The organism is Saccharopolyspora sp. NPDC002578, assembly GCF_053592695.1.
The window spans coordinates 1-4,000 of record NZ_JBSFWJ010000153.1 but is presented as its reverse complement, the minus strand read 5'-3'; the positions used below and the strand labels follow the sequence as shown (position 1 = coordinate 4,000).

The following is a 4,000-nucleotide window of genomic DNA, read 5'->3' as shown; positions in this document are numbered from 1 at the left end:
CCGAGTGTTCTTCGATCGAATCGAGGTTTTTGCGATGTCTCCAGCAAGACCCGTATCCACTTCCACCTCGGCCGCTCCGAGCGCGGGTGATGTGGTCGAGCAGGCCCAGCAGGTACAGGACCGGCTCGGCACGGTCCTCGAAGATCTGCCGCGTTCCGGGGTGTTGACCGAGCGGGACTGCGCTCGTCTCGCGGGGGCGCTGCGCGGTTTGGCGAAAGCCTTCGACCGCCACGCCTCCACCTGCCCCGCCCCTGCGCCGGTCGAACCGGCGGCTGGCTCGGGTGGTCGTGCATGGGTGTATCCGGGGCAGCAGCGGTAATCGGATCTCCCGGTCCGGGCTGGACATGGCAGTCCGGTGCCGGGTGACCCGGCACCCGGCGAGCACCTCGACGAGTGCCGGTCGGGCGGGGTCTGTGTTTCCCCGAACACACACCCCGCCCATCCCGGCCGCACAGCTTGCTGCCCTGCCGGTTGTGCGGCCGGGTCCCCGCCCCCTGCGGATCCCGCGTTCGTTCTGTCTTTCGTCGTGTGTCGTTGTGCGAGAAGAGTTTTTTATGAATCCTGGCCCTGATCCGCCGCCCTCGATTCACGCCCAGGTGCGAGCGTTGTTGACTCGCGGGGCGGGCCGGGAGTGGTTACTGCTGCCCGCGCCGGATGCGCGGTGGCGGCTGCCGGGCGGGCTGATCCGGGAGGGCGAGACCCCCACCGACGCGGCCTGTCGAGTCCTGCACGACGAAGCCGGGCTGACCACTGCGCAGGACCCGGCACTCGGCGCGCACATCTGGGGTGCGGCGTCGTTCGGCGGCGGGCCGGTCACGATCACCTACGTTTTCGCCGCGACCGCCCCGGACACCGTAGTGCCGCCCGGGGAATGGGTGGATCGCCGAGGCGCGGTCAGTCTGCTCGACCCCGGCGACATGGTCTGCCTCGCCGATCTCGCCGACGAAGTGCGTGTCCCGGCGGTGCATTACCAGGAACACCTTCCCTGACCGAGCCTCGCCGACCGCCTCGCGCGACTTGCATGTCCTCGCCCTCTGCGCGCTTTCGATGAACAGAAAGGGTCCTTTCGGTGATGACCCGGAACCCCAGGTTGCCCTGTGCCTGGCACTACCACCCCGAGCGGAACATCACGCTGCGCTGGGCACGGCCCGACGGTCACTTCACGATCCACGCCGGTGATCAACGCGGCAAACACGACAACCACACCTTGCTCGACACCGTCCGGGTCGCCCCGCCCTGGCAAGACGACCACGACGTCGCCCACAAAGCCCAGGCATGGGCCAAGAGCAACCCGCGTCCGCCCCAGTCCGGAGGACAGTCGTGACCGACCAGTATCCGATCAGGCTCGTGGGCCTGAAGTTGGAAGCCGAGCCCTCAGGTGCCGAGCTCGAAGTCGCACAGCTGCTGGCCTGCGGGCTGACCAACGACGCCATCGCCGAAGCGCTGTGCCGAAGCGAGCACACCGTCAAAACTCACCTTCGGCGCCTGATGCACAGAACCGGCACCACCAGCCGCAGCCACTTGGTGATCTGGATGTATGAGGCCGGATACCTCCTGCCCGGGCTTCCCGGGTTCCCGGCACGGCCCCGTCCACCCGAAATCGCGCTGCCGAGTACCTCATCGACCACCCGAGGGACCGCGGCACATCACGTTCGCGGCGCGCTGCTGGCAGCACGCCGCGATCTGGAGGCCGCACTGACCCACCTCGGCACCCTCTGACCTGCCTGCCACCACTCCCGGAAGAGGACTTCATGAACGCACCCGCACGCCTCAGCACCGTTGCGGACAGGTGCGCCGGGCTCCACTTCGACGCGGTGCTGCTGCCCGCTGATCGGCCAGTGGCCCGGCTGGTTGCCTATGGACTGTCCAACATGGACATCGCAACACGGCTGAATTGCAATGAAGACCACGTCAAAGCACGCCTCGTTCGCGTGCTCCGCGCCACCGGCGCCAGCACTCGCCTGCAATTGGTGGTGTGGATGTACGAAACCGGGCGCGTTCTGCCCGGCGTCCTGGACATGCCGGACACCCCGCTGCGGCCTCGGCACGTCCGCAACGAACCCCTGACCGCCGAACACATCGCCACCCTGTCCTTGCCCGCCCTCCACCACCAGCTCACGGCCACGCGCGCCACTCTCGACCGCCTCATCAACCTGTTCGAACCCCAGGACCCGGCATGAGTTCCACGACCGAGACCACCCACCCCGGTCGCGCAGTGATGCCACTTCGCGCCGCGCCCGACCCGCGCCACCGCCATCTCACCGACCTGCACCAGCAGGCCACCCCGGGACCAGACCGTTCATCGACACAAGTCGCCACGTGGGTACGGGACCATCGGGATCTCGTCCCGGCCGGAGTCCGCATGGGCACCGACCCCGCGCTGAGTGCGACCGCCGCGCAGCTGGCGCTCGTGGTGTGGCCCCACGCCGGGCACGTGCCGGACCCGTGCTGGCAGGCCGACCTGGCGCAGGCGAAGAAGCCGCGATCACCGCCCGCCAACCCGACGTTCTGGCGGATCTGCTCGAACACAGCGCCCGTACCTGGCAGGACACCGACCCGGTCGCGGGCGAAAGCCAGCGGATCCGAGCACTCGCGATCCGCCTTCGACTGCCTATCGACGACGCACTGCTGGCCACCGTCGAAGTACTCACCCAGCACTACGCCGCGCGCCACCGCTGGGCGCTGGTCCTGGACCTCAACCTCTGGCTGCTCGCCTACTGCGAAGACCACGGCCACCCCGCCGGAGCCCACCAAGCCCATCACGCGCTCGCTCCCACACCGAACGCCCCACCTCAGCCCACGAACCCCTCGAAGCACGTGAGGAAGCACCCATGCACGACGCAGTGACCCCACACCGACGACACCGCGGTCTCGAACGCGTCCAGCTCGCCCACGAGCTCAAAGCCTCCTACGAGAACGGCGCCACCATCCGGTCTCTGCACCAGGAAACCCAGCTTTCCTACGGCAAAATCCACCGCCTCCTGGCAGAAGCAGGCACGACCTCCGCACCCGAGGCGGCGAGTCCCGCCAGCACCCGAACTGACTCCACCCCAGACCAGCCCGAACCGCGCCATGCGCGGCCGGAGCTCTGCTGGTGGTGGTCCTCTCCTCGAAGGAAAGCGTGTCCTGATGGTGTCAATGCCGTCCCGCGTCCGGATCCGGGCCTGCGGCCTGCTGGCCCGCCCCGACCGCGCCGACTGGCTCCTGGTCCGCGACCGGGGCGAGACCGCGTGGCGGCTGCCCGGCCGCGAGGTCACCGCGGCCTTCGATACCCCCGCCGAGACCGTCCTGTCCGCCGTCCGCGGCACCCTCGGCTTCAACCCCCAGGCCACGCCCCGGTTCTGTGCGCACACCTGGACGCGCCCCCAGCACGGCCCGCCACTGCTGACCTACCTGTTCGACCTCGGCACGGTGCCCTCCGATCTCGTCCGGCCGCAGCGAGGACTCGAGGTCAACTGGGTCCATCGCGTCATGGCCCCGCGCCTGCTGTCCGGAAACGACGCTGTCGCCGTGCTCGGACACCTCGACCAACCCGATCACACCGCACACGCGGCCCTCTACCAGGAGCTCCTCACATGACCGGAAGACAGAGCGGGATCCGGCTTGTTTCGGTTGACGTGGGCGGCGTGCTCGGCACCGTCGCAGGCCACAGCCTCGGCACGGCACTCGCCGCCGCCTCACCGCACGAGGACTCCACCGTCGCCGACATCGTGCGCCGCACACTCCACACCCACCCCCACACCACCGAACAGCTGATCCAGCACCTCGCCAACGAACTCGCCCTGCCCGCCCGAAAAGTGCGCGACATCCTGCGCACACCACGGCCGCTGCTGCTGTTCCCCACTGCGCGAGCGCTGCTGGCCGGACTGCGCGACGCCTTCCCCGACGTGCAGGTCGTGGTGTGTTCGAACCTGGCCGCCGCCGACGCCGCCCACGCCGACCTCGTCCGCGCCGAACTCGCCGACCAGCTCGACGCCACCTACTTCTCCTACAGGACCGG

The 4,000-nt window shown here is 69.1% G+C and carries 8 protein-coding genes and 1 pseudogene; all 9 read left to right on the top strand.

Features of this window, described 5'->3' with window-relative positions; all coding sequences use genetic code 11:
- Positions 1-319 (top strand): hypothetical protein (locus ACWD38_RS30145; protein ID WP_450125428.1); only part of this gene is annotated, 319 nt, incomplete at its 5' end.
- A gap of 25 nt (positions 320-344) precedes the next feature.
- Entirely contained in the window at positions 345-989 is a 645-nt protein-coding gene (locus tag ACWD38_RS30140; RefSeq protein ID WP_450125427.1) for an NUDIX domain-containing protein, read from the top strand.
- An 83-nt stretch (positions 990-1,072) separates the two neighbouring features.
- On the top strand, positions 1,073-1,324 hold the full coding sequence (locus ACWD38_RS30135) for a hypothetical protein (protein ID WP_450125426.1): 252 nt from the start codon (positions 1,073-1,075) through the stop codon (positions 1,322-1,324).
- Positions 1,321-1,719: a response regulator transcription factor gene (locus ACWD38_RS30130; protein WP_450125425.1), complete on the top strand. Its 399-nt coding sequence runs from the start codon at positions 1,321-1,323 to the stop codon at positions 1,717-1,719. Before ACWD38_RS30135 ends, ACWD38_RS30130 begins: the two co-directional genes overlap by 4 nt.
- 32 nt (positions 1,720-1,751) lie before the next feature.
- On the top strand, positions 1,752-2,180 hold the full coding sequence (locus ACWD38_RS30125; protein WP_450125424.1) for a hypothetical protein: 429 nt from the start codon (positions 1,752-1,754) through the stop codon (positions 2,178-2,180).
- A 265-nt stretch (positions 2,181-2,445) separates the two neighbouring features.
- Positions 2,446-2,847: a hypothetical protein gene (locus ACWD38_RS30120; protein ID WP_450125423.1), complete on the top strand. Its 402-nt coding sequence runs from the start codon at positions 2,446-2,448 to the stop codon at positions 2,845-2,847.
- Positions 2,832-2,990 (top strand): annotated as a pseudogene (locus ACWD38_RS30115) (helix-turn-helix domain-containing protein); the annotation flags it as partial. The gene ACWD38_RS30120 and the pseudogene ACWD38_RS30115, both read left to right, overlap by 16 nt.
- Before the next feature lie 139 nt (positions 2,991-3,129).
- Entirely contained in the window at positions 3,130-3,579 is a 450-nt protein-coding gene (locus ACWD38_RS30110; protein ID WP_450125430.1) for a hypothetical protein, read from the top strand.
- Positions 3,576-4,000 (top strand): hypothetical protein (locus ACWD38_RS30105; RefSeq protein WP_450125429.1); only part of this gene is annotated, 425 nt, incomplete at its 3' end. The genes ACWD38_RS30110 and ACWD38_RS30105, both read left to right, overlap by 4 nt.